Annotated in this window: 26 protein-coding genes; 14 read left to right on the top strand and 12 right to left on the bottom strand. The window is 67.3% G+C overall.

Annotation, left to right across the window (positions count from 1 at the left end; genetic code table 11):
• Positions 1-166: 166 nt before the first annotated feature.
• On the bottom strand, positions 167-757 hold the full coding sequence (locus tag E0H45_RS16075; RefSeq protein ID WP_131338143.1) for a VOC family protein: 591 nt from the start codon (positions 755-757) through the stop codon (positions 167-169).
• Between the two features lie 125 nt (positions 758-882).
• On the opposite strand from E0H45_RS16075, the gene pyrH reads away from it, so the two are divergent.
• Both pyrH and E0H45_RS16085 read left to right on the top strand, forming a co-directional pair.
• Positions 883-1,590: a UMP kinase gene (pyrH, locus tag E0H45_RS16080; RefSeq protein ID WP_131338144.1), complete on the top strand. Its 708-nt coding sequence runs from the start codon at positions 883-885 to the stop codon at positions 1,588-1,590.
• 108 nt (positions 1,591-1,698) lie between these two features.
• Complete coding sequence (locus E0H45_RS16085; protein ID WP_165546485.1) at positions 1,699-2,574, top strand: phosphotransferase enzyme family protein; 876 nt, start codon at positions 1,699-1,701, stop codon at positions 2,572-2,574.
• Positions 2,575-2,609: 35 nt separating this feature from the next.
• Here E0H45_RS16085 and E0H45_RS16090 read toward each other — a convergent pair whose 3' ends face one another.
• Complete coding sequence (locus E0H45_RS16090) at positions 2,610-3,374, bottom strand: phosphotransferase family protein (RefSeq protein WP_131338146.1); 765 nt, start codon at positions 3,372-3,374, stop codon at positions 2,610-2,612.
• A 178-nt stretch (positions 3,375-3,552) separates the two neighbouring features.
• Between E0H45_RS16090 and E0H45_RS16095 the strand changes: the two genes are divergently transcribed.
• The gene (locus E0H45_RS16095; RefSeq protein WP_131338147.1) at positions 3,553-5,517 is read left to right on the top strand and encodes an elongation factor G; all 1,965 of its coding nucleotides are present in this window, start codon (positions 3,553-3,555) and stop codon (positions 5,515-5,517) included.
• Here E0H45_RS16095 and E0H45_RS16100 read toward each other — a convergent pair.
• On the bottom strand, positions 5,514-6,080 hold the full coding sequence (locus E0H45_RS16100; RefSeq protein WP_238155033.1) for a VOC family protein: 567 nt from the start codon (positions 6,078-6,080) through the stop codon (positions 5,514-5,516). The genes E0H45_RS16095 and E0H45_RS16100 overlap by 4 nt on opposite strands.
• Before the next feature lie 95 nt (positions 6,081-6,175).
• Here E0H45_RS16100 and E0H45_RS16105 point away from each other — a divergent pair, with 95 nt between their 5' ends.
• On the top strand, positions 6,176-6,820 hold the full coding sequence (locus E0H45_RS16105) for a TetR/AcrR family transcriptional regulator (protein WP_131338148.1): 645 nt from the start codon (positions 6,176-6,178) through the stop codon (positions 6,818-6,820).
• Here the strand turns inward: E0H45_RS16105 and E0H45_RS16110 are convergent.
• From E0H45_RS16110 to E0H45_RS16120, 3 genes are read right to left on the bottom strand one after another with little or no spacing between them, the layout of a single operon-like run.
• Positions 6,805-7,602 (bottom strand): putative protein N(5)-glutamine methyltransferase, encoded by a 798-nt coding sequence (locus E0H45_RS16110; protein WP_131338149.1) that lies wholly within the window; start codon positions 7,600-7,602, stop codon positions 6,805-6,807. The two genes, E0H45_RS16105 and E0H45_RS16110, sit on opposite strands and share 16 nt — an antisense overlap.
• A gap of 24 nt (positions 7,603-7,626) precedes the next feature.
• Positions 7,627-8,571 (bottom strand): SDR family NAD(P)-dependent oxidoreductase, encoded by a 945-nt coding sequence (locus tag E0H45_RS16115; RefSeq protein ID WP_131338150.1) that lies wholly within the window; start codon positions 8,569-8,571, stop codon positions 7,627-7,629.
• 34 nt (positions 8,572-8,605) lie between these two features.
• Complete coding sequence (locus E0H45_RS16120; protein WP_238155034.1) at positions 8,606-9,505, bottom strand: LysR family transcriptional regulator; 900 nt, start codon at positions 9,503-9,505, stop codon at positions 8,606-8,608.
• Positions 9,506-9,599: 94 nt separating this feature from the next.
• Here E0H45_RS16120 and E0H45_RS16125 point away from each other — a divergent pair, with 94 nt between their 5' ends.
• The 8 genes from E0H45_RS16125 (at position 9,600) to E0H45_RS16160 (ending at position 16,583) form a co-directional block, all read left to right on the top strand.
• On the top strand, positions 9,600-10,625 hold the full coding sequence (locus E0H45_RS16125; RefSeq protein ID WP_131338151.1) for a hydroxyacid dehydrogenase: 1,026 nt from the start codon (positions 9,600-9,602) through the stop codon (positions 10,623-10,625).
• An 18-nt stretch (positions 10,626-10,643) separates the two neighbouring features.
• The gene (locus E0H45_RS16130) at positions 10,644-11,786 is read left to right on the top strand and encodes a mandelate racemase/muconate lactonizing enzyme family protein (RefSeq protein ID WP_131338152.1); all 1,143 of its coding nucleotides are present in this window, start codon (positions 10,644-10,646) and stop codon (positions 11,784-11,786) included.
• Between the two features lie 10 nt (positions 11,787-11,796).
• The gene (locus tag E0H45_RS16135) at positions 11,797-13,116 is read left to right on the top strand and encodes an ABC transporter substrate-binding protein (RefSeq protein WP_238155035.1); all 1,320 of its coding nucleotides are present in this window, start codon (positions 11,797-11,799) and stop codon (positions 13,114-13,116) included.
• A gap of 5 nt (positions 13,117-13,121) precedes the next feature.
• On the top strand, positions 13,122-14,069 hold the full coding sequence (locus E0H45_RS16140; protein ID WP_131338154.1) for a carbohydrate ABC transporter permease: 948 nt from the start codon (positions 13,122-13,124) through the stop codon (positions 14,067-14,069).
• A complete protein-coding gene (locus E0H45_RS16145) occupies positions 14,059-14,883 on the top strand; it encodes a carbohydrate ABC transporter permease (protein WP_131338155.1) in 825 nt (274 codons plus the stop codon). The genes E0H45_RS16140 and E0H45_RS16145 overlap by 11 nt, the downstream gene beginning before the upstream one ends.
• 2 nt (positions 14,884-14,885) lie before the next feature.
• Positions 14,886-15,668, top strand: coding sequence for a sugar phosphate isomerase/epimerase family protein (locus E0H45_RS16150; RefSeq protein ID WP_131338156.1), 783 nt, complete (start codon positions 14,886-14,888; stop codon positions 15,666-15,668).
• A gap of 46 nt (positions 15,669-15,714) precedes the next feature.
• Entirely contained in the window at positions 15,715-16,158 is a 444-nt protein-coding gene (locus E0H45_RS16155) for a carboxymuconolactone decarboxylase family protein (RefSeq protein WP_238155036.1), read from the top strand.
• A 71-nt stretch (positions 16,159-16,229) separates the two neighbouring features.
• Positions 16,230-16,583, top strand: coding sequence for a YciI family protein (locus tag E0H45_RS16160; protein ID WP_131338158.1), 354 nt, complete (start codon positions 16,230-16,232; stop codon positions 16,581-16,583).
• A gap of 523 nt (positions 16,584-17,106) precedes the next feature.
• Here E0H45_RS16160 and E0H45_RS16165 read toward each other — a convergent pair.
• From E0H45_RS16165 to E0H45_RS16185, 5 genes are all read right to left on the bottom strand, one after another.
• On the bottom strand, positions 17,107-18,000 hold the full coding sequence (locus E0H45_RS16165; RefSeq protein WP_131338159.1) for a carbohydrate ABC transporter permease: 894 nt from the start codon (positions 17,998-18,000) through the stop codon (positions 17,107-17,109).
• On the bottom strand, positions 17,997-18,932 hold the full coding sequence (locus E0H45_RS16170; protein ID WP_131338160.1) for a carbohydrate ABC transporter permease: 936 nt from the start codon (positions 18,930-18,932) through the stop codon (positions 17,997-17,999). Before E0H45_RS16170 ends, E0H45_RS16165 begins: the two co-directional genes overlap by 4 nt.
• A gap of 14 nt (positions 18,933-18,946) precedes the next feature.
• Entirely contained in the window at positions 18,947-20,239 is a 1,293-nt protein-coding gene (locus E0H45_RS16175) for an extracellular solute-binding protein (protein ID WP_131338161.1), read from the bottom strand.
• 87 nt (positions 20,240-20,326) lie between these two features.
• A complete protein-coding gene (locus E0H45_RS16180) occupies positions 20,327-21,376 on the bottom strand; it encodes a LacI family DNA-binding transcriptional regulator (RefSeq protein WP_131338162.1) in 1,050 nt (349 codons plus the stop codon).
• Positions 21,377-21,413: 37 nt separating this feature from the next.
• On the bottom strand, positions 21,414-22,121 hold the full coding sequence (locus E0H45_RS16185) for an SDR family NAD(P)-dependent oxidoreductase (protein WP_131338163.1): 708 nt from the start codon (positions 22,119-22,121) through the stop codon (positions 21,414-21,416).
• 47 nt (positions 22,122-22,168) lie between these two features.
• Between E0H45_RS16185 and E0H45_RS16190 the strand changes: the two genes are divergently transcribed.
• Both E0H45_RS16190 and E0H45_RS16195 read left to right on the top strand, forming a co-directional pair.
• Positions 22,169-22,723, top strand: a complete 555-nt coding sequence (locus E0H45_RS16190; protein ID WP_131338164.1) for a MarR family winged helix-turn-helix transcriptional regulator — start codon at positions 22,169-22,171, stop codon at positions 22,721-22,723.
• 73 nt (positions 22,724-22,796) lie between these two features.
• The gene (locus E0H45_RS16195; protein ID WP_131338165.1) at positions 22,797-25,058 is read left to right on the top strand and encodes an ATP-binding cassette domain-containing protein; all 2,262 of its coding nucleotides are present in this window, start codon (positions 22,797-22,799) and stop codon (positions 25,056-25,058) included.
• On the opposite strand, the gene E0H45_RS16200 is transcribed toward E0H45_RS16195, so the two are convergent.
• Positions 25,047-26,036, bottom strand: coding sequence for a winged helix DNA-binding domain-containing protein (locus tag E0H45_RS16200; RefSeq protein ID WP_131338166.1), 990 nt, complete (start codon positions 26,034-26,036; stop codon positions 25,047-25,049). The genes E0H45_RS16195 and E0H45_RS16200 overlap by 12 nt on opposite strands.
• Positions 26,037-26,064: the final 28 nt, after the last annotated feature.

Raw genomic sequence — 26,064 nt, forward strand, 5'->3', positions numbered from 1 at the left:
GGCCAGACGCCGCGACGCACCAATCGGTCCGGGGGAAGAGCTGTCAGCCTCTCAGCGGGCAGCACACGAGGAGGGAATGGCGCGGAACCGGATAACCTTGCAAGCCATCACACACCTCCTCGATTCAGCACGACCGTAGCAGAGCACGGCGTACTGCGCTCCCGTTTTAGCGGCCTTCCGACGTACACAGACAAACCTTGTTGCCCTGCGGATCCGCGAGCACGATGAAGGCCGGCGCCTCCTCGTCGTAGACGACCTTGCCGCCCGCCGCTAGCGCAACCTCGATCCGCCCCGGCACGACCTCCGGTGGCAACCAGAGATCGAGATGGAACCGCTGGCGTGGCGTCTCGTGCGGTGTCGTGCCCTGGAACCACACGTTGGCGACGCGCCCCGTCGGATCGAAGATGTCGTTGCCCGTGAAGGACTCCGTGCTGCCGGTCAGCACCGCGGCCCAGAACGGACCGAGCTCGACCAGATCCGCCGTGTCCAACCCGATCTCGAGCTGCGCCACGGCCATCGGATCGGCGGTCAGACCGTGCTCGGCCGCAATCGCACTGATCCGTCCCGCAAGCTCCGCGTCCCGGGTCGCAACATCCACGAAGGACGCACCGAGCCGCACGTCCGGTACGGCGTCCTGGCAGGCCTCCCCCACGGCCGCCACGAAGCGCACGCCATCTGCATACGCATCGATCAAGAACCTCGCGTGCAGCTTCTGCGCCAGCTTCCGCCAGTCCTGCAATCCAGTTTCAGACACCATGACCCGAGGCTAGGACCCCACACCGACAGTTTCCGCGTGCAGGGTCGCGGAGGAACGGGTCCGTGATAGATCTGCTGTCGGTACGCCGCCACCGGACGTGCCTCTCGTCTTCAGAACGGAGCGGCATGTACCGCAGGCTCGTCCTCAAGCTGTCCGGTCAGGCGATCGCCGGCCCGAACGAGTTCGGTTTCGCCAGCGACCGGCTCACCCATCTCGCGACCGAGGTGATCGCGCTGCGCGCCACCGGTGTCCAGGTCGCGGTCGTCGTCGGCGGCGGGAACGTGTTCCGCGGGAACCGAGCCGACGACTGGGGCATCGACCGGGTCGAGGCGGACAACATCGGCATGCTCGGCACCGTCATCAACGCGGTGCTGCTGCGCGGCCGGCTCGCGGCCCTCGGGGCGCACGGCGTACGGCTGATGACCGCGATCCCGATCGACAACCTGGCCGAACCGTACATCCGGCTGCGCGCACTCCGGCACCTGGAGAAGGGGTCGATCGTGCTGCTTGCCTGCGGCAACGGGCAGCCGTTCACCACCACGGACTACCCGTCCGTGCAGCGTGCCGTCGAACTGGAGGCGGACGCGTTACTGGTCGCGAAGAACGGCACCGACGGCGTGTACGACGCCGACCCGAACAAGCACCCCGACGCGCGGCGGTTCGACCACTTGACGTACGCCGAGGTCATCGACCGCGGCCTCGGCGTGATGGACCAGACCGCCTTCATCCTCGCCCGCGACCACCACCTCCCCCTCCACGTCTTCGACATAGACCGCCCCGGCGCCGCCTCCGCCATCCTCAACGGCACTCCGCTGGGCACCCTCATCAACTGAGATCCATTCATCCCTCCCCCCGCTGACTGTGGAGCCTTTGCGGGGATGCTCGCGGACTGATCCACTTGTCACACCGACATGCGGCCGAGACCGGTGAGGTTGATGAATATGCAGGCTCTTCCTGAAACGCTCCTGGCGGAAGTTCGTGATCGGTACGGTGTTGTGGCCGACACCGCGGAAGCGATCAGCGGTGGGACCGCGAGCAAGCTCTGGCGGCTGGATTCAGAACCGTCCGTGGTCGTGAGGTTGTCGCAGTATTACCGACTGCCGGACCAGCAATGGTCGTGCAGAGTTGCCGCCGAGTTCGCCGGTGAGCTCTCCGAGGTGATTCCACCGCTGGTTGGGTCTGACGGGGAAGCGGTCTTCTCATGGCAGGGACGGCCGATCACCGTCTGGCCGTTTGTGATGGGTGAGCGCCTGGACAGACGGAATCTTGTCCAGCTTCGGCAGGCGGCTCGGCTGTTGGCACGGCTGCACCTATCTGCGCGTGCGTTTCCGAGTCTGAGCGAGGGAAAGCCTCCAGAACGTAATGACTCCGAGGCCGAGCGGCTGCTTCCCGATCCTGATCTGGATCGATGGCTGCGGTCCTGGCAGGAGCACAGCGATGATCAACAGGCCGGATGGATGCACCGTGACTTCTTCCCGGGCAATGTGCTGTGGCGGGACGGTCAGATCGTCGGCCTGGTTGATTGGGACGAGGTTGAATGGGGGCCGTTGACCAACGAGCTTGCGTGGTCGGTCTGGGAGTTCGGTCGGTCTCTCGCCGGCGATGCCCTGGACCTGGATCACGCGCTGGAGTTTCTGAGTGAGTACCGGCGGGCTGGCGGCCCGGTCCGACCGACGAATGATCTGATACCGCTGATCCGTGCGCGCCTGCGCAGCGATATTGCCTTCTGGCGGCGGGGCAACGCTGCCGATCCTGCTGAGGATCGGGCAAAGGTTGCAGCCTTCTCAGCCCTTCGCCATGTCAGTCTGGTTCCCTAACCACCTGGCATACGGGATTCGCACCTGGGCTCTCATCAACCGATCTCCCGCGCGATCGTGTCGAGGTGCGGCTGAATCCAGTCGCCGCCTGCTGCGTGTTCTGCTTGTAGCGCGATCAGTGACCACAGCACGCGGTACATCGAGAGCGTCCGGGGCGGTGCGTCGACCTCGCCGTACCCGGCCAAGAACGCGGCCGTCACGTCCGGCCCGGCCATGGACAACCGGGCGAGATCGAACAGTGGATCGCCGTACGTCGCGTCGCCCCAGTCGAGGATCCCGGTCAGCTCGGCATCCTCGGCGTACACGTGCCGCAGATGCAGATCCCCGTGCAGCAAGGCAGGCCTCACCCCCGCCACACTCTCGACGAACTCCGGCACCACCGCCCGAACACGCGCCGCGAGCCCATCCGGCAGCACATCCAGCCCGTCCAACACACCCCGCAGACGATCTCCCCACGCAGCCGACGGGTCGGCGACCGTATGCACGCGCCGAACGCCCTCTCCAACCATCCGCAGGACCGCGCGGAGGTCCGGTGAGTCCGCCGCGAGCGGCCGCCCAGGAAGCTCCCGCATGATCAGGTACTCCGCAGACGACGTAACCACCTCAGGTGCAGGTACACCGACCGATCGCGCACGCTGACACGCGTCGGCCTCCTCCGCAACCGTCGAGCCGGCCTTCAGGTAATAGACGCCGGCATGCGTCTCCAGGCGGAACGTCTGATTGCCGACGAACCCATTCACCGGGGTCGCGCGGACGACGGGACCCACGTGCGGTGTCGCGAGGGCGATCGGATCGAGCATCTGAGTCAGCCTACGGGTGGGTGTAGGTGGGGGCTAAATGGTTTGTTCGGGGGTGGGGAGGGTTGGTGTACTCGGGGCGTACGAACGAACAGGTGTCTTGTAAAGGAGTCCGTCATGCGACCTCGCTTCATGGCTGTTGCGGAGACCGATGGCACCTGTTCTAAGGACATGAAGCGGCGTGGAAGTACTGAATCTTGGGATCCTGGCGCATGTTGACGCCGGAAAGACCAGCCTGACCGAGCGGCTGCTGTACGCCGCCGGAGTCATCGACGAGGTCGGCAGCGTCGACGACGGGAACACCCAGACCGACTCGCTCGCGCTCGAACGGCAGCGCGGGATCACGATCAAGTCCGCCGTCGCCGCGTTCACGATCGGCGATGTCGGCATCAATCTGATCGACACCCCGGGGCACCCGGATTTCATCGCCGAGGTGGAGCGCGCGCTGAGCGTGCTCGACGGGGCGGTTCTGGTCATCTCGGCGGTGGAGGGCGTCCAGGCGCAGACGCGCGTACTCATGCGCACCCTGCAACGTCTGCGCATCCCCACCCTGATCTTCGTCAACAAGCTCGACCGGCCCGGCGCGCAGTACGACGGCGTACTGCGGCAGATCGCCGCGAAACTCACCCGAGAGATCGTCCCGATGGGCGAGGCGGCGTACCTTGGCACGCCCGAGGCGATGTTCAAACCGATCGTGCAAGAGGACGCCCTGCTGGAGGTCCTCACCCGGCACGACGACGCGCTCCTGCAGCGGTACGTCGACAACGAACCGCTGTCGTTGCACGAGGCACTTATCTCCCAGACGCACCAGGCGATCGTCCACCCGGTGTACTTCGGATCCGCGATCACCGGCGCGGGCACGGAAGCCCTCGCCGACGGCATCCGGGAACTGCTCCCCCGCGCCCGCACCACCGGCGTACCGCTCGACGGCACCGTGTTCAAGGTCGAACGCGGACCGGCCGGCGAGAAGATCGCCTACGTACGGATGTTCTCCGGCACGACCCAGGTGCGCGAGCGGGTGCGGTACGGCGACGCGGACGGGAAGATCACCGCGCTCGAGGTCATCGGCGAAGGCCCCGCAGCCACGATCCACGCCGGCCAGATCGGCCGCTTCTGGGGACTCGCGGACATCCGCATCGGCGACACCCTGACCGATCTCCGGAACATTTCTGGCACGGAGCGCCCAATTGTTTCCGCAAAGGCGTTCTCCCCACCCACCCTCGAGACGGTCGTCACGCCACGCAAACGCTCCGACAAAGGCAACCTGCGCGTCGCGCTCACCCAGCTCGCCGAGCAGGACCCGCTGATCAACCTCCGCCAGGACGATCTGCGGCAGGAAACCTACGTTTCCCTGTACGGCGAGGTGCAGAAGGAGGTCATCGAGTCCACGCTGGCCACCGACTTCGGGATCGAGGTCGACTTCCGCGAGACCACCACGATCTGCATCGAGCGGATCGCCGGGACCGGGCAGGCGGTCGAGTTCAACAAGAAGGACGCGAACCCGTTCCTCGCCACCGTCGGGCTCCGTGTCGAAGCGGCACCGGTCAACGCCGGCGTCACCTTCGAACTGGAGGTCGAACTCGGCTCGATGCCGTACGCGTTCATCAAGGCCGTCGAGGAAACCGTCCGCGAAACCCTGCACCAGGGCATCCACGGCTGGCAGATCCCGGACGCCCGCGTCGTGATGACGCACTCGGGCTACTCCGCCCGCCAGAGTCACGCCCACGCCGTGTTCGACAAGAGCATGTCCAGCACGGCCGGCGACTTCCGGTTCCTCACCCCGCTGGTCCTGATGACCGCCCTCCAGGAAGCAGGTACGACGGTGCACGAGCCGATGCACAGCTTCCGTCTGGAGATCCCGACCGACACGACCCGCGCCGTACTCGCGGCCCTCGCCCGGCTCCGCGCCATCCCGCAGGTACCGGCGCTGGCCGCGGAAACCTCAACCCTGGAAGGAGAAATTCCCGCGGCCGCCGTGTACGAACTCGAGCAGCAGCTCCCCGCCCTCACCCGCGGCGAGGGCGTCCTGGAGTCGGCGTTCGAGCGCTACCAACCGGCGACCGGCCTGATCCCGGACCGCCCACGCACGGACCACGACCCCCTCAACCGCCGGGAGTACCTGCTCCATGTACAGCGCCGGGTCTAAGCCGGCGTTGCCCATTCGACGAGTTGTACGACGACACCGTTGGGGTCGGTGACCTGGAACAGCTTCTCGCCCCAGGGCTCCTCGCGCAGCGGCATCGAGATCGTGACGCCCTCGGACCGCAGGCGCTGCTCCTCGGCCTCGATACCGGTGATCGTGAACGCCAGGATGAGGCCCGAGGCGCGCTGGTCACGCTGCTCGGGCGGCAGGATCTCGATGCCGCGCTGCAGCAGGACGACGTCGACGGCGTCGTCGTCACGGGTGAGTTTCGCGAAACCTTCCGCCGCGACCTCCTCGGAGTACCCGAGGTGCTTGGTGAAGAAGGCGTGCGAGGCGGTGACGTCGTCGACGGTGAGCGAGAGGGTGGATGCGTTGATCTTCAGGGGATTCCTTCCGGAGAACTCGGTGTACGGACGGACTGCGCTCAGCGGTTGCCGCGCCGCGTGGTGAGGCGGCGGGCCACCGGCTGCTGGTAACGCACGACGCGGGACTGCGCTGTACGCCGTTGGTCGCCCCGGCGGTCGAACGCCGGGCCGGCTGCACCGTGTTTCGGAGTGCGCATCCACTACTTCCCTTCGGGGTATTTTTACGACGGGAGTAACTTTAGCCAGAGGCCGAGTGTGCTGTCAACATACTTTTACGTCGGGGGTATGATTTCTTCATGGACACCACGACGACCGCTCCGCTCGGGCTGCGCGAGCTCAAGAAGCAAGAGACGCGACAGCTGATCTCCGACCAGGCGACGCGGCTCTTCATCGCGCAGGGTTTCGAGGAGACGACCATCGCCGAGATCGCGGACGCAGCCCGGGTCGCGAAGAAGACCGTCACCAACTACTTCGCCCGCAAGGAGGATCTGGCCCTCGACCATCAGGCCGCGTTCGTCGCCTCACTGGCCGACGCGGTGACCTCGCGTCCGGCCGGCGAATCGGCCTACGCGGCACTGCGGCGCGCGTTCGGCTCCGCGGTCGCGGCACAGGATCCGGTGGCTGGATTCGCCGGGCCGGAGTTCACCCGGATGATCGCCAACAGTCCCACGCTGACCGTCTGCCTGCGCAGCCTCCACGATCAACGCGAGCAGGCCCTGGCCGCTGCCCTCGCGGAGACAGTCGGCGCAGAGCCGGACGACATCGCCGTACGCACGGCCGCCGGCTTGCTCGGCACCGTGCACCGCATCCTGTTCCAGCGCATCCAGGAGCTCACGCTCGCGGGCCTTCCGAACGCGGAAATCGCCGGCATCGTCGCCGAGGAAGGCAACCGCGCATTCGACGTACTCGCTCCCTCGCTCGGCGACTACCCGACAACCTGAGCGCGGCGGCCGTGGACGACGTTCGCGCCGAGGTCGTCGTCCACGGTGATCTCGGCAGCCAGCCCGTGTTCGATCATCACTGCGCGTGCGAGGGGTGCCTGGTGGTCGCTCATCTCGACGAACAGATGACCGCCGGGCTTGAGCCAGTCCGCGGCGCCGGCGACCACGCGGCGCAGGGTCGCGAGGCCGTCCGGTCCGCCGTCCAGCGTGACGCGCGGCTCGTACAGCCGGGCCTCCGGTGGGAGCAGTCGGATCTCGTCGGTCGGCACGTACGGAACGTTCGCCAGCAGTACGTCGACCTCACCGCGCAACCGCTCCGGCAACGCCGCGAACAGGTCGCCCTCATACACCGTCCCGCCCCACCGCTCCAGATTCCGGCGAGCACATCGCACCGCAGCCGGCTCGATGTCAGCGGCGTACAGCGACACCTCGCGCTCGGCCGCGACCGCGGCACCCAGGGCACCGGAGCCGCAGCCGAAGTCCACGACGACCGAGCCCGCCACGGTGACCCGCAGCGCCTCGCCGACCAGGAACTCGGTACGCCGACGCGGGATGAACACCCCGGGATCGACAGCGATCCGCAATCCGCGGAACGACGCCCAGCCGACGACGTACTCCAACGGCAACCCGGCAACCCGCTGGTCGACCATCGCGGCGAGCTCGGCCGCGTCCCGCGCGGTCTCGACGATCAACGCCGCCTCGTCCTCGGCGAACACGCAACCGGACGCGCGCAACCGCTCGACAACGAGGCCGAGCTCGACAGGAGAAGAAGAAACAGACACAGAACCCCCAAGAACCGCGCCAGCCTACCCGAACGCGTTCACCCCGGTGAGCTGCGCCGACACCGTCCACAACCGCTCCGCGGACGCGGGGTCGATCGCGTACGGCCGGACTCCCGGCGCATCGTCGGCCGACACCTCGGCGACCTCGCAGTCCTCGAGGAACACGCCGCCAAGCCCGTCGAGCTGCGGAGACGTCGCCGCCCACACCTGCGTCGCCGCGCCCTGCGCCGGGCTCTTGAACGCCGGGTTCAGTTCGTTGCCGTCCTCGTCGATCCAGCCGAAGTCGACCATCTCCTGCTTCTCCAAGTGCCGCTGCAGCGGGGTCAGGATCCCGCCAGGGTGCAGCGCGAACGCGCGCACACCGGAGTCCTTGCCGAGGGCATCGAGCTGGACGGCGAACAGCACGTTGGCCGTCTTCGCCTGCCCGTACGCCTCCCACTTGTCGTACCCCAGCCGGAACTCGAGGTCGTCCCACCGGATGTCCGACCGCCGATGACCGGCCGACGACACCGAGACGACCCGTCCGCCACCGCCGGCCGCGACGGCCGGCCACAACCGGTTCACCAACGCGAAGTGACCCAGGTGGTTGGTCGCGAACTGCGCCTCCCACCCCGGTCCCACTCGCGTCTCCGGCGACGCCATGATCCCCGCGTTGTCGATCACGATGTCGACCGACCGGCCCGACGCCAGGAACCGCTCGGCGAACGCCTCCACACTCTCCTGCGAGCCCAGATCCAGATCCTCGACCTCAGCGAGATCGCCCAGAGCTTCCCGCGCCGCCTCCGGCCGCCGCGCCGGTACGACGACGTGCGCGCCGGCCTTCGCCAGCGCCTTGGTGGTCTCCAGACCGAGACCGGAATATCCACCGGTGACGATCGCGAGCTTGCCGGCCAGGTCGATTCCGGCGAGTACGTCGTCCGCGGTGCTGTCGTGCCCGAAACCCGAGCCGATCTTGTGTTGTGCACTCATGCGATCGAGCCTACGAATTAGAGTTCGCTCTAGGTCAAGTCGCGAGATGCGGGTCCAGTCGCAGGGATTCGGCCAGGCGTTGCAGGGCCGGGTTGGGGTTGTCAGGGCTCCAGCAGGCGTGCAGAGTGACCGAGTGCGCGTCGGCCGCGTCCAGTTCGCGGTACCGGACGCCTTCGACGCCCATCGCCATGATCGACCGAGGGATCAACGCACAGCCGAGGCCGGCCCGGACCAGCGCGAGCATCGTTGGCACCTGCGACGCCAACTGGCTGACGGCATAGCGATCCATGCCGATCATGGCCGCGCAGATGTCATGCAGGTACTGCGATCCCTCCGGGCTGTACCCGATGTAGTCGTCGGTCACGTCCACCAGCGACACCGCCCTGTCACCGAGGGCCAGTGGATGCGAGGTGGGTACGGCGAGGACCAGGTCCTCCGAGTGCACCAGCAGCGACTCGAACTGCGCCGGGATCGGCGGCCGCACCAGGCCGACGTCGATCTCCAGGTTCGCCAGCGCCTCGAACTGTGCCGGGCTCACCAGCTCGGTCAGCTCGGCCGTCACCCCCGGCGTACGTTTCCCGACCATGGTCAGGAAGTCCGCGAGTACGGCGTACGCGCCGATCGCGGTGAAGGCGAGGCGGAGCGTCCCGGTCGTCCCGTCCGCGGCACGCCGGGTCGCCTCGGGTGCGACTTCTAGCAGTGCTAGCACCCGGCGGGCGTGCTCGAGGAAGACTCCCCCGGCCGCGGTCAGCCGGACGCCGCGGCCGGTGCGATCGAAGAGGCGGACGTCGAGCGTGCGCTCGAGGCCCTGGATCTGGCGGGTCAACGGCGGCTGGGTCAGGTTGAGGCGCTGAGCGGCGCGGCCGTAGTGCAGTTCCTCGGCGACGGCGACGAATCCACGGAGTTGCTGGAGCGACAGGTCCATGGCGGCCATGCAAGCACGGTATCGGTCCATACGTAAATGGGCTTGGACCTGCATAACGGAAAGCGCCTACCGTCGGAGCACACCCACCGAAGGAGCCGACACGGTGCCGAAACTCGCCGCCCTCTTCTCCCCCGAACGCGCCGCCGACGTGATCGACCCGGAGACCCGCCGCCTGCTCGAGGACCGCTTCGACGTGGTCTGGGCAACCGCCGACCACACCACCGGCCCCGGCTCGCTCGCGAAGCCGCCGGCGCTCGACCCGGCCGCCGTACCGCTGCTGGCCGAAGGCGCCGACGTGCTGCTGAGCAGCTGGGGTACGCCGCACCTCGACAAGGAACTGTGGTCCGACGGCAACGGCCCGAAGGTCGTCGCGCATGCCGCGGGCACCGTGAAGAACCTGATCGACCCGGTCATCCTCGACCAGGGCGTCGGGGTGTTCTCGGCAGGCCCGCGGATCGCGTGGTCGGTCGGCGAATACTGCCTGGCGTCGATGCTCACGCTGGCCCGGCGGCTGCCCCGGTTCGACGGCGCGGTCCGTGGCGGCGGCTGGAAGCAGACCGAGTTCCGCGGCCACGAGCTGGCCGGCGCGAAGGTCGGGATCATCGGCGCGAGCAGTACGGCGCGTGCGTTGATCACCCTGCTCAAACCGTTCGGCTGCGACGTGGTCGTGTACGACCCGTACCTCAGCGCGGAGCGTGCCGCGGAGCTCGGGGTCCGCCTGGCCGAGCTGCCGGAAACGTCAGAGAGCGCCTTCTTGACGATCCACGTGCCGAACGTGCCCGAGACCAAGGGCATGATCTCCCGCGAGCTGATCGAGCGGCTGCCGGACGGTGCGGTCGTGGTCAACTCCTCGCGCGGTCCGGCGATCGACCAGCAGGCTCTGCTGGAACACGCCGTCGCCGGCCGGATCTACGCGGCGCTCGACGTCTACGACCCGGAGCCGCCGGAACTCGCCGAGAGCGCTCTCCGGGCGGAGAACCTGTTGCTCACGCCGCACATCGCCGGGGACACGGCCGAGGGCCACCTCGCACTCGCGGGCTACGTGCTGAAGGACGCCCTCCAGTGGCTCGACAACGGCACCCGAGGCCCCAGCTTCGTCGACCCCACCCTCTGGTCCATCGCCGCCTGACTGAGAGGACCGATCATCATGTCCCGCATCACCCAGGTTGAGGTCTTTGCGGTCGCGGTGCCGTTCGCGCGCCGGTTCGTACTCGGCAGCGGCGCCGTCGGCTCCCCCGACGCCGCCCCCGACCAGGCCGGCGCGGTGATCTTCGTGAAGCTCACGACCGAGGACGGCGTGGTCGGCTGGGGAGAGCAGAGAGCGCTCCCCAGCTGGAGCTACGAGACCGCCGAAACGATGGCGGTCGTCATCCGCCGCCACCTCGCCCCGATCCTGCTCGAACTCACGCCGTTCGACGTCGAGCTGTTCCACCAGCGCGCCGCCAGACGCCTCAGCCCCGCCGTCTCGAACGGTTTCCCGTTCGCCCGCGCCGCCGTCGACGTCGCGATGCACGACGCGGCCGGCAAGCTCGCCGGCGTCCCCGTGCACGCACTGCTCGGCGGCAAGATCTACGACGAGATCCCGCTCTGCTCCGCGATCGGAGTCGGCGACCAGGAAACGGTCCGCGAGCACGCTCTCCAGTCGTCGGACTATGCGGCGTACAAGGTCAAGATCGGCGGCGACCTGGACGCGGACACGGCCGCGATCGAGACCGTCGCGGAAGTTGCCGACGGCAAACCACTGTGGCTGGACGCCAACCAGTCCTACCGACCGGCTGCACTCAAGCAGCTCCTCGACAGAACAGCTCACATCCGCACGATCCACTGTGTCGAGCAGCCCGTCCCGAGCACTGACACGCTCGCCATGCAACGTGTGCGCGAGCTGATCGACCTACCGGTCGCGATCGACGAGGGCAGCTTCTCCGCGCAGGACCTCGCCCGCGCGATCCGCCTGAACGCCGCGGACCTGGTCGTGGTCAAGGTCTGCAAGTCGGGCGGTCTGCGGAACGCCCTCAAGACCGCCCAGACAGCGTTCTCCGGCGGTCTCGAGATTCTCGCCAGCGGCCTGACCGACTGCGGAATCGCGTTCGCCGCCGCACTGCACGTGTTCAGTCAGCTCGAGCTCGCCCTGCCCGCCGAGCTCAACGGGCCGGAGCTGCTGACCGATCTGTACGTCGACGGGCTGAGCATCACCAAGGCCGTCGCAACGGTCCCCACCGCCCCTGGATTGGGCGTCGAGGTCGACGAGGAGCGCATTCGCGCCGAGTCGATCGACCTGCTCTACCGGTGAGGAGAACCAGGTGAGTAGAACCATGAGTACCAACCTGACCCGCCGCAGCGTGCTCCAGCTCGGCGGACTGGCCGGTATCGCGTTCGCGGCCGGCTGTTCGTCGGGGCCACCGGCCGGCACCGCCACCTGGGCGATGTGGTCGAGCAGCGCCGCCGAGAAGAAGGTCTGGGAAGACTTCGGCAAGTACGTCGAGCAGCAGCTCGGCGTGAAGTCGGTCGCCACCCTGACCCCCTCGAGCGGCTACCCGACCAAACTCGACCTGCAACTCGTCAGCGGTACGGCGAGCCTGGTCACCGCGCTCAACGGCACGCTGATCCCGACGTACGCCGCCCGCGGTGCCCACCGGTCGCTCGACGACCTGATCGCCGCGGATCCCGATTTCAAGCTGGACGACTTCTACGAGACCAGCCGGAAGATCTCGGGCTTCAACGGCAAGACGTACGCGATCGGCTTCGACGTCGCGCCGACCGTCATGTACTACAACAAGGACCTGCTGAAGAAGCAGGGCATCCCGCTGCCCTCCCGGACCGAACCGATGTCCTGGGCAACGTTCCGCGATCTCGCCAAGCAGCTCACCAAACCCGGTGAGCAGTACGGCTTCACCTGCGCACCGGCCATCGACGACCTGGTCTCCTGGATCTACTGCGCCGGCGGGAACGTGATGAGCGCCGACGCGAGCCGCAGCGCGCTCGGCGATCCCGAGGCGATGGAGGCGCTGCAGTTCGTCATCGATCTGTTCGTGAAGGACAAGGTGACGCCGCCGATCAAGAACCTGGTCACCGAGAGCTCGCTGTCCAACTTCATGCAGGGCAACGTCGCGTTCATGCAGAACGGGCCGTGGCAGGTCGTGAACGCCCGGAAGGCCAAGTTCGACTGGGACATCATCCCGTTCCCGGCCGGTGCGAACGGGAGCACGCCGCGCGTCTCTGGGTCCAGCTTCGCGATTCCATCGGGGGTACGCGAGGGCGCCCAGCTCGACCTCGCGTGGAAGCTGCTCAAGACGCTCACCAGCACCGGCGCGCTCGACATCTACGCCAAGGCCGGCCGCAACAACCCGGCCCGGCTCAGCGCGGGGAGCGCGTTCCAGCCGCCGCCCGACAACCTCGGGATCGTCCAGGACATCCTGGCCGGCAAGATCGCCGGCGGGCACGCCTTCGACGTCACCACGAACTGGAACCAGGTCAAGCAGCTGCTCGGTCAGGATCTCCCGCGCACGTTCCTCGGCCAGGTCAGCGTCCCGGACGCCATCAGCGGTCTGACGCCGCGTCTCGACGTACTGATGCGGCAGCATCTCGACACCACCCGCCAAGCCGCGGCCAGGAAGGGGTGAGCGCGATGGCTATCTCCACGGCAGACACCGCACCCGTCACCACCGCACCGGCACCGGCCACGCAGGCTCCGCCGCCGCGCTGGCGCAGCCGGGAAGCGCTCACTGCCTGGCTTTTCATCCTGCCCAGCCTGATCGGCTTCCTGATCTTCACCGCCGGACCGGTGGTCGCCGCCGGCGTCATCTCGCTGCTGAACTGGAACCTCTTCAGCGCGCCCACCTGGGCCGGTCTGCACAACTTCGCCCGCCTCGGCCCCGATCCGACGTTCTGGTCGGCGCTCGGCAGTACGGCGTACTTCACGCTGGTGAGCGTGCCGCTGACGATCCTGGTCAGCCTGCTGCTCGCGCTGCTGCTCAACCAGGGCGTGAAACGGATCGCCGTCTTCCGATCGCTCCTGCTGTTGCCGTACGCAACCATCACGGTGGCGGTCGCGTTCGTCTGGATCTGGCTCTACATCCCGCACGACGGCCTGGTGAACGCCGTGCTCGGATGGTTCGGGATCAACGGTCCGGCCTGGCTCATCTCCGACAACTGGGCGATGCCCGCGCTGATCCTGATGAGCGTCTGGAAAAGCTTCGGTTTCGGCATGGTCGTCTTCCTGGCCGGCCTCCAGGCGATCCCGCAACAGCTGTACGAAGCGGGCCGCGTGGACGGTACGTCGCCGTGGAACAGCTTCCGGCACATCACACTGCCGATGCTGTCCCCCGCACTGTTCTTCGTGATCGTCACGTCGGTGATCGGATCGTTCCAGGTCTTCGACCAGGCGCTGATCATGACGAACGGCGGCCCGGGCACCCGCACCACCACGCTGGTCATGTACATCTACCGGACCGGCTTCGAGAACTACGACCAGGGGTACGCCGCCGCGCAGTCGCTCGTGCTGTTCGCCTTCATCGTGCTCATCACCGCAGGTCAGTTCCTGTTCCAGCGGAGGCTGGTGCACTATGACAACTGAAATCCGCCAGAAGCTCGTTGTCTTCACCTGCTTCCTGGTCACCGCGATCACGCTGGTCCCGGTCGTGATGATGGTGCTCGTCGCGTTCCAGTCCGACGGCGAGTCGATGGCCGCGAAGCCGTCGTTCTGGCCGAGCAGCTGGCACCCCGAGAACCTGACCCGCGCGTTCGATCTCGTCCCGCTCGGCAAGTACCTGCTGAACACGATCTACTTCGCCGCCGGTACGACGCTCCTCGAAACGGTCACCGCGGCACTCGCGGCGTACGCGTTCGCGCGGCTGAACTTCCCCGGCCGGAGCTGGCTGTTCGGCATCTACCTCGCGACCCTGATGATCCCGTCGCAGGTGACGCTGATCCCGCAGTTCGTACTGGTCGCGAAGCTGCACGGGATCGACACCTGGCCGGGCATGATCCTGCCGCACGCGTTCACCGCGATCGGCGTGTTCCTGCTCCGGCAGTTCTTCCTCGGCATCCCCCGCGACTACGAGGAGGCCGCCCGGCTGGACGGCGCCAACCGGTGGCAGGCGTTCATCCGCGTCATCGTGCCGCTCGCGGTGCCGGCCATCGCGACGCTGGCGGTCTTCAAGTTCATCGGGCAGTGGAACAACCTGCTGTGGCCGCTGGTGATCTCCAACAGCGACGCCACCCGGACCGCATCGGTCGGCCTGCAGGTGTTCCAGGACACCAACGGCACCCAGTGGAACCTGCTCCTGATGGCGGCCACCGTCACCACCGTGCCCCTGATCGTCCTGTTCTTCCTCACGCAACGCTGGTTCATCCGAGGTATCACCATGAGTGGGCTGGGAGGCCGCTGAACATGTCCTATCTGTGGTCCGTCTTCACCAAACCGTGGATCGGGTTGCCCGGTGACGAGCTCGGCCGGCTGATCTCCGGACTCGGATTCGCCGGCGCCGAGGTCCCGGTGCGCGAGTCGGCGTACGTGACGCCGGCGACCGCCGAGGCCGAGCTGCCGAAGTTCACCGCCCAGTTACGGGCCGAGGGCATCGAACCGATCAGTGTCGCGAGCGACCTGTCCGAGCAGGTGTTCGCCGCGTGCGCGGAGTCCGGCGTACCGATGATCCGGATCATGGCCGACCTCGGTCCCGACGGGTACGCCGCTGCTGTACGACGCAACCGCGAGCTGCTCGAACACGCCGTCGTACTCACCGAGCGGTACGACGTACAGGTCGGAGTGCAACTGCACCACGGGCGGTACGTGTCGTCGACGCTCGGCGTACTGCAGTTGATCGACGGGCTGCCCGAACGCTTCAAGCTTGTGTGGGACGCGGCGCACGACGCGCTCGCCGGTGATCATCCCGCGGTGACGCTGGAGCTCGGCGCGGACCGGCTCGGAATCGTGAACCTGAAGAACGTCCACTACCTCCGCACAGGCGACGGCTGGAAGACGAACTTCGTCGAGGCCGAGGACGGGTTGTCCGACTGGCCGGCCGTGTTCGCGACGCTGCGGCAGCTCAAGTACACCGGCCCGATCTGCCTGACAGGTCAGTACTCCGATCCCGCCGTACCGGTGGAAACCCGGCTCGAAAAAGATCTGCGGTTCGCTGTCACATCGGCCGCGCAGCATCCGTCAAGGGAGTGAAATCAACAGACACCACAGCTTTGGAGACCCTCCCATGCAAGCAAGGATGAACAACCCCGCAATGGTTCTGCCCGACGCCACGAAGGGCATCCAGAACATCTACAAGGCGATCGGGCAGTCCGGGACCGACGGCACGACGCTCGAACTCGTGCACCTGCGCGCCAGCCAGATCAACGGCTGCTCGCCGTGCGTGTTCGGCGGCGTCAAGTCGGCGCTGAAGAACGGCGAGACCGACGAGCGGCTGCACCAGGTCGCGGCCTGGCGCGACTCCGACCTGTTCACCGACTCCGAGCGCGCGGCCCTCGAGATGACCGAGGCCGCGACCCGGCTGGCCGACAACCCGACCGCGGTCACCGACGAGATCTGGAGCGCCGCCGCCGACCACTTCGACGAGAAGGAACTGTCGGCGATCATCCTGATGATCGGGCTCACCAACCTGTTCAACCGCCTCAACACCACGGTGCGGGCTCCCGCCGGCGCCACCTGGTAGTAACTACTCTGGGCCCCGGATGTCGAGGAGACGTCCGGGGCTCCGACGTACCTGGTGAATGGAGGCAAGCAATGAAATACATGCTGCTGATCTACGGGAACGAACAGACCTGGGACACGTTGCACGCCGCGGGCATGGAGCAGGTGATGGAACAGCACGGCAAGCTCATCGACGAATTGAAGGCGCGCGGTGAGCACGTCGACGACAGACCGCTGACCATCGCGAACTCGCGGGTGGTCCGGGTGCGGGACGGCGTACCGACGGTGACGGACGGACCGTTCACCGAGGCCAAGGAAGTGCTGGCGGGCTACTACATCGTCGACTGCGCGAGCCTGGATCGCGCAACGGAGATCGCCGCGCGACTGCCGGAGGCGCCGTACTCGCCGATCGAGATCCGGGAGTACACCGACCCGATGGAAAGCTGACCTGCTGTGCTGTCCAGGGACTTGCCGGCCTCAGCTGGGCGTTGGACACCTGAGACCGGCGAGTCACTGACTCAGACCGCTGCCGCCCGAACTGGCTCGCTGGACGCGAGGATGACCCCACCTGAGGCGGGTTGATCACCCATGCCCCGGCCACCTTGGACGTACACGGTAGTGCCGGGCGCCGGCGCCTGGGCACCGTCGCCGAGTCGTAGCGTGGTCGACATTCCGTTGCTCAGTCTGAGCATCGCCACGCGTCGCGGTCGCACCGACGGAATCGACGAGCTCACCTCGTGGATGCCGGTACACACCGCCGGTTGGATCGAAGCCCGACCGAGTCCCGCGTTGCCGTGACTCCTCACATCACGGCACTGCTCGGCGAGCCTACTCATCGCTGACACACTTCCCCCTTCTCGTCGTTACTCTCCCCGAGTGATACATCCAAGCAACCCTCGCTGAGAGTGACGGTGTTTTCAAGGGATCGTGACCGGAATCCCGAGTGCCGGAACTCCTGTCCAGGAAAGCGCTACTGACCACCGAAGCCGGTGGTCGCAATGCCCTTGATGATCTGGCGCTGGAAGAACAGGAACACCAGGACCAGCGGCAGCGCGGCCAGGATCGCGGACGCCATGTTCTGCGCGTACTGCAGCCCGTACGCGCTCTTCACCGTCTGCAGTCCGACCGGCAACGTCATCAGGTGCGCGTCCGTGGTCACGATGAACGGCCACAGGAAGTTGTTCCACGCCCCGATGAACACGAAGATCGCCACCGCGGCGAGGATCGGCCGCGACAACGGCAGTACGACGGACCAGAACACCCGCAGCCGCCCGGCGCCGTCGACCCGCGCCGCGTCCTCCAGCTCCACAGGGATCTGGTCGAAGAAACGCTTGAGAATCAGGACCATCGCGGGCGCGAACGCCTGCGGCAGGATGATGCCCCAGTACGTGTCGACCAGGTTGAACGCCAGCATCTGCCGGAACAACGGCACGATCAGCAACTGCGGCGGGATGATGATCGCCGCGATGATCGCGGCGTACAACAATCGCTTGCCCTTGAAGTTCACCCGCGAGAACGCATACCCGGCCAGCGCCGACGTGGCGACCGTGATGAACGTGATCGCCACCGACGTGATCAGGCTGTTCCACGCCCAGGACGGGATGTCGCCCGCGGACAGCACCTTGCGGTAGGCCTCGAAGCTGAGCCCGTCCGGCGGGTTCAGCGTGATCTGCGACGCACCGGCGTCCGCCTCGCTCTTCAGCGACGTGAGCACCGCCCACGCGAACGGAACCAGCCAAGTTACGGCCAGCACCGCAAGTACGAGCAGCGCGGCCATTCTGGACACGCTCCAGGGGTTTTCGCCTGGCTTGTGCGTTTGTTTCATCCCGCGGCTGATTCCACGGCTCAGGGTGTAGGTGCTCATGCGGCGCTCCTGCGGTTGATCAGCTTGTACTGCGCCAGCGACACCAGGACGATGAGCGCGAAGAACAGGTACGAGATGGCCGACGAGTAACCGAACCGGTAGCCGGTGAAGCCGGACTCGTAGATGTACTGCACGATCGACCGCGTCGTACCGGCCGGACCGCCGTTGGTCAGCATGTAGATCTGGTCGAACACCTTCAGCGACGCGAGGATCTGCAACGTGACGAGCAACGCCGTGGTCGGCGCCAGCTGCGGGATCACGATCGAGAACAGCTGCCGCCACTTGCCCGCGCCGTCCAGCGCCGCGGCCTCGAACTGCTGCTCGGGAATGTTCTGCAGCGCCGCCAGGTACAGCAGGAAGTTGAACCCGATCGTCCACCACAGCGTGGTGATCACGACCGAGAACATCGCCACCTTCGGATCCTGCAGCCAGGCCACCGGTCCGGCACCGAACTGCTCCAGTACGCCGTTGATCAGCCCGAGCTTCGGGTTGTACATCCAGCTCCAGAACATCACCACGACGGTGGATGCGAGCAGGTACGGCAGGAAGAACGACAGGCGCCACAACCAGCGCCCCGGCAGGCCGAGGTTCACGAGCAGTGCCAGCGCGAGTGACAGGACGATCAGCGGGATCGTGCTCAGCGCCGTGAACCACACGGTGTTTCCGAGCGACTTCCACATGTCCGGGTCGCGCAGCGCGTCGGCGTAGTTGGAGAATCCGACCAGGCCGCTGCCCGCACCGGTCAGCGTCTCGCCGGTGAAGCTCAGGTACAGGCCGTACAGCGCCGGAATCACGAGAAAGAGCACGAACAGCACGGCGAACGGCGCCGCGAAGGCCCATCCAGTGAGGGTCTCCCCACGCTTCGCCTTCGCCTTGCCCTGAGCGGTGACCTCCTCCGTCGTTGCGGCCGGAGTATCGATAGCAGTAGACATGTGCGCCTCTCCTCTCACACCGGCTGCGGGCGGTCGAGCAGCTTGTTCAGCCGGGCGACGAAACCGTCGAAGCCGGCCGCTGGATCACCACTGCCGAGGAACACGTTCTGCACGTTCTCGGCGAAGTAGTTCTGGAAGTCGCTGCCCGCGCCGCTGAACCACACGTCCGGGTCGTAGTTCACGTACGCCGGAATGCCCGCGTAGTTCGACTGCGGCTTCAGCGCCTGGTACTCCGCGCTCGTCGCGACCGGCTGGTACGCCGGGATGTGGCCGCCGCCGGCCCACTTCACCGACCGCTTCAGCAGCTCGGCCACCATCGTGTAGACGTGCTTGCGGCGCTCCGGCGACACCTTCGACTGCCGCGGCAGCACGAACGTGTGCGAGTCGGCGTACGCGGCCTGCGTCCCGAACATGGTCGGGATCGGTACCGCGTCGATGGGCAGCTTCGCTTCCTTCAGCACCGGGAGCTCCCAGACACCGCCGAAGAACATGCCGCTCTCGCCGTGCAGGAACTCGCTGGTCGCCGTACCGCCGTCGCCGCTGCGCGAGGCGATCGTGTCGTTGAGCAAGGACCGGATGAAGGTCAGGGTCTTGACCGCGGCATCCTTGTCGACCTCCGCCTGCTGACCGGGTACAAGCTTCATGTCTGCGCCGGTCTGCCGGTACAGGGTGTAGAACAGCCGCCACATCTGCGCGCCGTCACCCAGGTAGCCGTACGACAGGCCGTGCTTCCCGGTGACCTTCTGCAGCTTGGTCGCGACCTCGGTGAACTCCTCCGGGCTCTTCAGCGAGTGCAGAGCCTCCGTGACACCGGCCTTCTCGGCGTGATCGGTGTTGTAGTAGAGCACGAACGGGTGCGTGTCGAGGGCGATCGCGTAGAGCTTCCCGTCGTACTGACACTTCTCCCAGACACGGGCGGGGAAGTCCTCCTTGCGCAGTCCGGCCTCGGCGAGCAGGTCGAGATCCCACGGCTCGAGCAGGCCGCCCGGCGCGTACCCGGCGATCCGGGACGCGTGCATGACCGCCACGTCCGGAGCGCGGCCGCCGGCCGACGCCATCGCGAGCTTCGTGTAGTACGGCGGACCCCAGGCGAGCACCGTCTGGGTCGTGCGAAAGCCGAGGTTCGCGGCGTTGACGGCGTCCACCAGGCCTGCCATCACCGTGCCGTCACCACCGGTCAAGAGGTGCCAGTAGTTCAGGTTGGTCGTCGAACGCGACGCGCCGGGGGCGCAGCCGACGAGCAACCCACCACCGGCCAGCGCCGCCGCTGCCTTGAGCAGGCTGCGTCGGGAGAAATCTTCAGTCATTCGGTCTCCTTCGGGGCGGACCGAAAATTACATCGTTAGAATGACCGGCACAAGACTCCGATGTGGGATTTTGTGGAAACGTATCCGTTAACGTGCGGTGCTGGCGCGCTCGACCACGCGGTGCGGGATCATCACCCTGCGCGGCGGCGCACCCGTGTCCGCCATCCGCTCGGCCAGCAGGTCGAGGGCCGCGGCGACGAACTCCCGCCGGTCGAAGGCGATCGTGGTCAGCGGCGGGATCATGAACTGGCTGTCGAGGATGTTGTCGAACCCGGCCACCAGGGTCTGCTTCGGTACGTCGATGCCCGCGCTCCACAGCGCGGACAAGGCGCCGGAGGCCAGCGTGTCGGTGAAGCAGAAGAACGCGTCCGGCAACTCGTGCTCGGCCAGGTACTTCCCCACGACGGTCGCGGCACCCTCGGGCCGCCAGCGGTCGAGGCTGATCTCCAGGCTCGGATCGATCGGTACGCCGGCCTCCTCGAGCGCCTGGTGGTATCCCGCGGTCCGCAGCCGCGACGCCGCCGTACCCGGAGCTTCGGCCGATCCACCGAGGACTCCGGCGCCGCTCGAGCCGCGTGGGATCTCCGGCGTACCGACGGCTGCGATGCGCCGGCAGCCCTGTGCCAGCAGGTGTTTGGTCAGGTCCCGCGCGGCCGCCACATTGTCGATCGCGACCTGGCTGACGACGTCCTGGTCGACGTCGCCAATCAGTACCAGGGGCGGCAGCGGGCCTGCCGTCATCACCGCGCTGTCGTCGAGGTTCACCGGGTTCAGAATGAGGCCGTCCACGAGGTACGCGCGGGCCTTCGAGAGCAGCTCGAACTCACGCTTGGGCTCCGCCGCGGTCTGCTCGATCTGCACACCCCAGCCGCGCTCGTGGGCGAGCTCGACGACCAGGTGAACGATCTCCGCGGAGTACGGCCGGAGCAGGTCGGGCAGCGCCAGCGCGATCATGCCGGAGCGGCCGTTGCGCAGACCGCGGGCGCTCATGTTCGGCACGTAGTCGAGCTCGACGAGCGCGCTCTCCACCCGGGCCCGGGTCTCCGGGCGCACGAACACGACGCCGTTGATCACGTTCGACACCGTCTTCGGCGACACCCCGGCGAGCTTGGCGACATCTTTGACGGTGGGACGCATGCCGCCCATTGTCACACCTGGCACACGTTGTCACGCATCAGCGCGTAATGAGAGCTCCGCCGTTCACGTGCAGGACCTGACCGGTGACGTGGCGGCCGGCGGGTGACGCCAGGAAGTGGATGGTGCCGGCGATGTCGGCGACCTCGCCCTCGCGCTTGGTCAACGTTGCCTGGAGCAAAGTCGCGCGGCGCTCGTCGGTGAGCCGGCCCTGGAAGAACTCCGTCTCGGCGGTGAACCCCGGCGCGACCACATTGGAGGTCACGCCCCAGGCCCCGAGCTCGGTCGCCGCGTCGACGTTCCACATCGCCAGCGCTGCCTTCGAAGCGCCGTACGAACCTGCACCGCGGGCGCCGGCGATCGAGCCCAGATGGACGACGGCGGTGGTCAGCCGCGGTGCGAGGGCGGTTGTCGTGAGGACTGCGCTGATCAGGTTGGCGTCGAGGTTCGCCAGCCAGTTCGCCTTCAGTTGCGCGAGATCGCCGTCGGGCCGCCCGAAGTCGGTGTTGCCGCCGGCGTTGTTGACCAAGACATCGACCGTCTCGGGCAGTTGATCCAGCAGCCGCTCGACCTGCGCCGGGTCGGTCGCGTCGCACACCACTCCCCTGGCCCCGAGGTCCGCGGCAGTCTTCTCGAGTACGTCGGCGCGCCGTCCGGTGATCACCACGTCGTCACCGTCCGCGCGGAACCGCTCCGCGGTCGCTCGCCCGATCCCGGTCGCTCCCCCGGTCACCACGATCGTCCTCATCCTGAAATCCTCACGTTTAGCTCTAAATGTTTAGACCTAAACGTACCATGGGTCCCGTGGCCGACTCCTACCCGCTCGATTCCCCGAGTCCGTACCCCGCCGCCGAGATCGCCCGCGCCTGGCAGCGCGAACGCCCCGGTACGCCGACCGACTCGATCGAGATCGTCACTCCCCTGTGGCGGCTGGCGAAGTTGTTCGCCGACGACCGGCGCCGCGTGCTGGCGGACGCCGGCGTGGATCCCGCGACGCTCGATCTGCTCAGCGTGCTGCGGCGCGCGGGCACGCCGTACGAGCTCAGTACGCGCGAACTGTCCCGCCGTACGCTCGTCACCGCCGGAGCGATCTCGCAGCGGGTCGCCCGCGCCGAGGCCGGCGGGCTGGTCACGCGGCGGACCGCGGACGACGGGAGCCGCGCGGTCGTCGTGACGCTCACCGAGGCCGGCCACGATCTGATCGAGCGGACGGTCGACCAGGTGCTCACGCGGGAGGCCGAGCTGGTCGCGTCGCTGTCCCCCACCGCCCGCACCCAGCTCGCGGCCCAGCTGCAGGATCTGCTCGACGAGGTCGCCCGGGTGGCCCGCAAACCTTCCGGACAGCGTTGAGACTTTTCTTCCCCTCCTCTGCTTGAGCGTCGAGCAAAAGTTCCTATGAACGGTTCAATGAGAGCATTGAAGGATGCTTCCTGCTGACAGTCACGACGTCATCCAGGTGCGCGGCGCCCGCGAGAACAACCTCAGCGGCGTCTCGCTCGACATCCCGAAACGCCGGCTCACCGTCTTCACCGGAGTCTCCGGTTCCGGCAAGTCCTCACTCGTCTTCGACACCATCGCCGCCGAGTCCCAGCGGCTCATCAACGAGACCTACACCGCGTTCGTCCAGAACTTCATGCCGAGCCTCGGCCGGCCGGACGTGGACGCGCTGCAGAACCTGTCCGCCGCCATCATCGTCGACCAGGAACGGATCGGCGCCAACGCCCGCTCCACCGTCGGTACGGCGACCGACGCCCACACCATGCTGCGGGTCCTGTTCAGCCGCGCCGGGACGCCGTACGCCGGACCGCCCTCGGTCTTCAGCTTCAACCGGGCCGAAGGCATGTGCCCGCTGTGCGAGGGTCTCGGGCGGACCACCGAGTTCAACCTCGACGAGCTCGTGGATCGCGACAAGACCCTCAACCAGGGACCGATCAAGGCGCCTGGGTACTCGGTCGACACTTGGCACTGGCAACTGATGGCCCATTCGGGCCTGTTCGACCCGGACCTGCCGCTGAAGGACTACCCGGCCGAGGCGTGGCAGCAGTTCCTGCACCAGGAGCCGATGAAGATCCGGGTCGGGAAGAGCAACCTGACCTTCGAAGGGCTCATCAGCAAGCTCAAACGGCAGTACCTGAGCAAGGATCCGCAGTCGATGCAGAGCCACGCGCGGGCGTTCGCCGAGCGCGCGATCCGGCAGGAGACGTGCTCGGAGTGCGGCGGCGTACGGCTCAACGCGGCTGCCCGGAGCGTGACCGTGGACGGGCGGACGATCGGTGAGTGTTCGGCGCTGCAGATCAGCGATCTCGCCGAGTTCGTTGCCGGGGTCAACCATTCGGGAGTCGGGCCGATGCTGGAAGGGCTCCGGCACCTGCTCGAGTCCTTCGTGACGATCGGGCTTGGCTATCTGAGCCTGGATCGCGAGTCGTCGACGCTGTCCGGTGGTGAGGCGCAACGGGTGAAGCTGGTGCGTCATCTCGGGTCCAGCCTGAGCGATGTCACCTATGTCTTCGACGAGCCGACGGTCGGCCTGCATCCGCACGACATCCAGCAGATGAACGACCTGCTGCTGCAACTGCGGGACAAGGGCAACACGGTGCTGGTCGTCGAGCACAAGCCGGAGACGATCCGGATCGCCGATCACGTCGTCGACCTCGGTCCGGGCGCGGGGCTGTCCGGCGGCCGGCTCTGCTACGCCGGCAACCTGGACGGTTTGAAGGCCTCCGGGACGCTCACCGGGCAGTACCTCGATCACCGGGTGACCGTGCGGGACGACGTACGGCGGCCGACCGGGGAGATCGCGATCGAGCATGCGACGCTGCACAATCTGCGCGATGTGAGTGTGGACGTTCCGCTCGGCGTCCTCACGGTGGTGACCGGTGTCGCGGGATCCGGGAAGAGTTCGCTGATCCACGGCTCGCTGGCCGGACGGGACGGCGTGATCATCGCGGGTCAGGAACCGATCCGCGGGTCGAAGCGCAGCAATCCGGCGACGTACACGGGCCTGCTGGATCCCATTCGCGCGGCGTTCGCCAAGGCCAACAAGGTGAAGCCGGGGCTGTTCAGCGCGAACTCGGTCGGTGCCTGTCCGACCTGCAAGGGCATCGGGCTGGTGTACACGGACCTCGCGATGATGGCCGAGGTCGCGTCGGTGTGCGAGGACTGCAACGGCGCCCGGTTCACGGCCGAGGTGCTCGGATATCGGCTGCGCGGCAAGAACATCAGCGAAGTACTGCGGATGACGGTGGCCGAGGCGCGCGAGTTCTTCGGGACCGGTACGGCACGGACGATCCTGGACCGGCTCGCGACGGTCGGGCTGGGGTACATCGGACTCGGGCAGCCGCTGACCACACTGTCGGGTGGTGAACGTCAGCGGCTCAAGCTGGCGATCAACATGGGCCGGACCGGGTCGATCTACATCCTCGACGAGCCGACGACCGGACTGCACCTCGCCGACGTCGACAAGCTCCTCGGCATGCTCGACACTCTCGTCGACCAAGGCAACACAGTCATCGTGATCGAGCACCACCAGGCGGTGATGGCGCACGCCGACTGGCTCATCGACATCGGCCCGGGAGCCGGCCACGACGGCGGTCAGGTCGTCTTCACCGGGACCCCCGCGGACCTGGTCGAAAGCAGCCCGACCATTACTGCCGAGCATCTCCGCGAGTACGTGTCAGTCGCCTAGGAAGCGGTTGATGTCGGCCAGCTCTTGGGCCAGATCCGCTGGCTCGAAGAGGTCGACCTCGAGGGTGGCGTGCTGCCAGGTGCCGATCGGGCGGCCGGCTCGCACGACTGCGGGACGCAGCATGCCACCGCCCGGGAAGATCGATTTCGGTAGGTCGACGTGTCGGTTCTGATAGCCGAGTAGGTACGTGTCGAACTCGCCCACCAGGCGTACGTCGTTGCAGCCGGGCAGGTCGTCCACAGCGTGGAGCTCGGTGGTCTCGACCTCGAAGGAGGTCGTGGCCACCGCCTCCACGGCCCGGCGCGCGAGCGGGACCGGCAGACCCGACCAGGTCGCGAAGTCGCGTGGGGTGGCCGGCCCGTAGGCGGTCAGGTAGCGGCGGGCCAGGTCCTCGGGTTCGCCCTCGAGGACCAGTGGCTTGCCCAGCCAGTCGCGGACGGCGACCCAGGTTTCGCCGGGTCCGTAGCAGAGGCGTCCGAGCAGGCCCGTGTACCGGATGAGGGCGTAGACCGCCTGCCCTTTCGGCTCGGCGATCAGCCCGGCGCGCACCAGCACGTCGGCCAACTCAGCGCGGTTGCACGGACCGTGGGTCAGCAGCCAGTCCTCGAGAAGGTCGGCAGCCTCGGCCCGGATGCGTTCCGGCAGGCCGAGTTCACCGAACCGGCGTTCGGTGTCCTTGATCAGTTTCGGGCCGAGCAGGCCGAGCAGCGGGCCGGCGTCCTCGGTCGTGACGAGTTGGAGGGTGCCGCGCATGAACCAGCCGCGGATCACGGAGCGGTCGGATTCCTGGGCCGTCGAGACATCGGCGAGCGTGGTCGCGGTCGATCGGGCGCGGACGGCGTACGACGCTCCTCGCCAGGTCTGGGCCTGGAGTCCCCCCGCCCGGCGTACGACGTCGGCCACCCCTCCGGGGCCGGCCTCGTTCACCGGACGCTCGAGGCAGTTGGCCTGCATCCTGGCCGCCAGTAGCCAATTCACAGACCTCCGCGCCACTTCAGCATGACAC

It is taken from the genome of Kribbella soli (genome assembly GCF_004331345.1).
Classification (GTDB): domain Bacteria; phylum Actinomycetota; class Actinomycetes; order Propionibacteriales; family Kribbellaceae; genus Kribbella; species Kribbella soli.

What these genes read in the sequence shown, in the direction of transcription:
- E0H45_RS16075 (WP_131338143.1), bottom strand. Translation starts at nt 757, where the DNA reads ATGGTGTCTGAAACTGGATTGCAGGACTGGCGGAAGCTGGCGCAGAAG.
- pyrH (WP_131338144.1), top strand. Translation starts at nt 883, where the DNA reads ATGTACCGCAGGCTCGTCCTCAAGCTGTCCGGTCAGGCGATCGCCGGC.
- E0H45_RS16085 (WP_165546485.1), top strand. Translation starts at nt 1,699, where the DNA reads ATGCAGGCTCTTCCTGAAACGCTCCTGGCGGAAGTTCGTGATCGGTAC.
- E0H45_RS16090 (WP_131338146.1), bottom strand. Translation starts at nt 3,374, where the DNA reads ATGCTCGATCCGATCGCCCTCGCGACACCGCACGTGGGTCCCGTCGTC.
- E0H45_RS16105 (WP_131338148.1), top strand. Translation starts at nt 6,176, where the DNA reads ATGGACACCACGACGACCGCTCCGCTCGGGCTGCGCGAGCTCAAGAAG.
- E0H45_RS16115 (WP_131338150.1), bottom strand. Translation starts at nt 8,571, where the DNA reads ATGAGTGCACAACACAAGATCGGCTCGGGTTTCGGGCACGACAGCACC.
- E0H45_RS16120 (WP_238155034.1), bottom strand. Translation starts at nt 9,505, where the DNA reads ATGGCCGCCATGGACCTGTCGCTCCAGCAACTCCGTGGATTCGTCGCC.
- E0H45_RS16130 (WP_131338152.1), top strand. Translation starts at nt 10,644, where the DNA reads ATGTCCCGCATCACCCAGGTTGAGGTCTTTGCGGTCGCGGTGCCGTTC.
- E0H45_RS16140 (WP_131338154.1), top strand. Translation starts at nt 13,122, where the DNA reads ATGGCTATCTCCACGGCAGACACCGCACCCGTCACCACCGCACCGGCA.
- E0H45_RS16145 (WP_131338155.1), top strand. Translation starts at nt 14,059, where the DNA reads ATGACAACTGAAATCCGCCAGAAGCTCGTTGTCTTCACCTGCTTCCTG.
- E0H45_RS16150 (WP_131338156.1), top strand. Translation starts at nt 14,886, where the DNA reads ATGTCCTATCTGTGGTCCGTCTTCACCAAACCGTGGATCGGGTTGCCC.
- E0H45_RS16155 (WP_238155036.1), top strand. Translation starts at nt 15,715, where the DNA reads ATGAACAACCCCGCAATGGTTCTGCCCGACGCCACGAAGGGCATCCAG.
- E0H45_RS16160 (WP_131338158.1), top strand. Translation starts at nt 16,230, where the DNA reads ATGAAATACATGCTGCTGATCTACGGGAACGAACAGACCTGGGACACG.
- E0H45_RS16165 (WP_131338159.1), bottom strand. Translation starts at nt 18,000, where the DNA reads ATGAGCACCTACACCCTGAGCCGTGGAATCAGCCGCGGGATGAAACAA.
- E0H45_RS16170 (WP_131338160.1), bottom strand. Translation starts at nt 18,932, where the DNA reads ATGTCTACTGCTATCGATACTCCGGCCGCAACGACGGAGGAGGTCACC.
- E0H45_RS16175 (WP_131338161.1), bottom strand. Translation starts at nt 20,239, where the DNA reads ATGACTGAAGATTTCTCCCGACGCAGCCTGCTCAAGGCAGCGGCGGCG.
- E0H45_RS16180 (WP_131338162.1), bottom strand. Translation starts at nt 21,376, where the DNA reads ATGCGTCCCACCGTCAAAGATGTCGCCAAGCTCGCCGGGGTGTCGCCG.
- E0H45_RS16185 (WP_131338163.1), bottom strand. Translation starts at nt 22,121, where the DNA reads ATGAGGACGATCGTGGTGACCGGGGGAGCGACCGGGATCGGGCGAGCG.
- E0H45_RS16190 (WP_131338164.1), top strand. Translation starts at nt 22,169, where the DNA reads ATGGGTCCCGTGGCCGACTCCTACCCGCTCGATTCCCCGAGTCCGTAC.
- E0H45_RS16195 (WP_131338165.1), top strand. Translation starts at nt 22,797, where the DNA reads ATGCTTCCTGCTGACAGTCACGACGTCATCCAGGTGCGCGGCGCCCGC.